At 73.0% G+C, this 2,033-nt stretch carries 2 protein-coding genes; both read right to left on the bottom strand.

What is annotated here, in order from left to right:
• Nucleotides 1–744, bottom strand: a 744-nt coding sequence (locus HUN59_RS19170) for a phosphoribosylaminoimidazolesuccinocarboxamide synthase (RefSeq protein ID WP_174779572.1), incomplete at its 3' end; no start/stop codon positions are given.
• Nucleotides 741–2,030, bottom strand: coding sequence for a phosphoribosylamine--glycine ligase (gene purD / locus HUN59_RS19165; protein WP_174779291.1), 1,290 nt, complete (start codon nucleotides 2,028–2,030; stop codon nucleotides 741–743). The genes purD and HUN59_RS19170, both read right to left, overlap by 4 nt.
• Nucleotides 2,031–2,033 lie beyond the last annotated feature (3 nt).

Genomic DNA, 2,033 nt, shown 5'->3' with positions numbered 1-2,033 from the left:
CTTGTCGACCGCGTCCGTGCGGTTGCCCGAGCGGGCGTCCAAGTAGCGGCTCGAGTCGCTGGTGAGGACCTCGTCCGCGATCCGGATCACACCGTCGGCGTCGCGACCGAACTCGAACTTCGTGTCGGCGATCACGACGTCGTGCTCGAGCGCGATCGCCGCCGCGGCACCGTAGACGCGCAGCGACAGGTCGCGCAGGGTCGCCGCGTCCTCGGCTCCGACGAGCTCGACGGTCTGCTCGTACGAGATGTTCTCGTCGTGCTCGCCCTGCGGTGCCTTGAACGCCGGCGTGTAGATCGGCTCGGGTAGGCGGTCGCCCTCGGACAGGCCGTCGGGGAGCGGCACGCCGCAGACGCTGCCCGACTCCCGGTACTCGGCCCAGCCGCTGCCGACGAGGTACCCGCGCACGACGCACTCGACCGGGAACATGTCGAGCGGGAGCACGTGCATCGACCGCTCGGCGACGGACTCGGGGACGGGCGTCCCGCCGGAGCCGTCCGGGATCAGGTGGTTCGGGACGTCGGCGAGCCGGTCGAACCAGTGTCGGGACAGCCGCGTCAGCAGTTCGCCCTTGCCCGGGATCGGCGGCTCGAGCGCGAAGTCGTACGCGCTGACGCGGTCGGACGCGACGAGCAGCAGCTCGGTGGCGTCGGCGACGTCGGCCGTGCCCTCGGGGACGTAGAGCTCGCGGACCTTGCCGGACGAGACGTGCCGCCAGCCGGGCAGGACGGGCGCGGCGGTCACCGGGCGACCTTCGCGGCGATGTCGGTGCGGTACTGCGCGCCCTCGAGCGCGATGTCGCCGAGGCCGGCGTAGGCGCGCTCCCGCGCCTGGGCGAAGTCGGTGCCGACCGCGACGACGCTGAGCACCCGGCCGCCGGTGGCGACGAGCTCGTCGTCGAGCACGGCGGTCGCGGCGTGGGCGACGGAGACGCCGTCCCGGGCGTTCGCGGCGTCGATGCCCGTGACCACGCGGCCGGTGCGGGGGTTCTCCGGGTAGCCCTCGCTCGCGAGGACGACCGTCACGGCGACCTCCGGCCGGAACTCCGGACGCGGCGCCGACGCCAGCTGTCCGGTCGCTGCGGCGGCCATCAGTCCGCTCAGCGGCGTGGCGAGGCGGGGGAGCACGACCTGGGTCTCCGGGTCGCCGAACCGTGCGTTGAACTCGATGACCCGGACGCCCTGCTCGGTGACGATCAGCCCGCAGTAGAGCAGCCCGACGAACGGCGTGCCCTCGTGCTCGAGCCGGCGGACCGTGGGCAGCGCCACCAGGTCGGTGACCTCGTCGACGAAGGCCTGCTCCGAGGCCCAGCGCTCGTCGAGCCAGGGCAGCGGGGAGTATGCGCCCATGCCGCCGGTGTTCGGACCGGCGTCGCCGTCGCCCAGGCGCTTGTAGTCCTGCGCGGGGCTGAGCGGGCGGACGTCGTGCCCGTCGCTCAGGAAGAACAGCGAGACCTCTTCGCCGTCGAGGAACTCCTCGACCACCACCGGGCCGTGCTGCAGCCAGTACGTGGCGTGGTCGATCGCCGCCTGACGGTCCTCGGTCACCAGGACGCCCTTGCCGGCAGCCAGCCCGTCGGCCTTGACGACGTACGGTGCGCCGAGCTCGTCGAACGCGGCCACGGCCTGCTCGACGCTGCCGGCGGACACCGGGCGTCCGGTCGGCACCCCGGCCTCGGCCATGATCCGCTTCGCGAACGCCTTGGAGCCCTCGAGCTGCGCGGCGGCCTTGCTCGGGCCGAACACCGGGATGCCCCGGGTCCGGAGCGGGTCGGCGACACCGGCGATCAGCGGTGCCTCCGGTCCGACGACGACGAGCTCGACGCCGTTCTCGATCGCGTACTCGGCGACGAGCGCGCCGTTCGTGGGGTCGAGCGACACCGTCTCGACGTCGGCCGCGATGCCGGCGTTGCCGGGGGCCACCGTGATGACGTGCCCTGCGCGTTCAGCGAGGAGGGCCGTGATGATCGCGTGCTCGCGGGCACCGGAACCGAGGACGAGGATTCGCTGTTCTTCCTGAGCGACGGGCACGAC

This window comes from Curtobacterium sp. Csp2 (assembly GCF_013347165.1).
The sequence above is the reverse complement of the archived record's forward strand: the minus strand, read 5'-3'. Positions and strand labels throughout refer to the sequence as shown.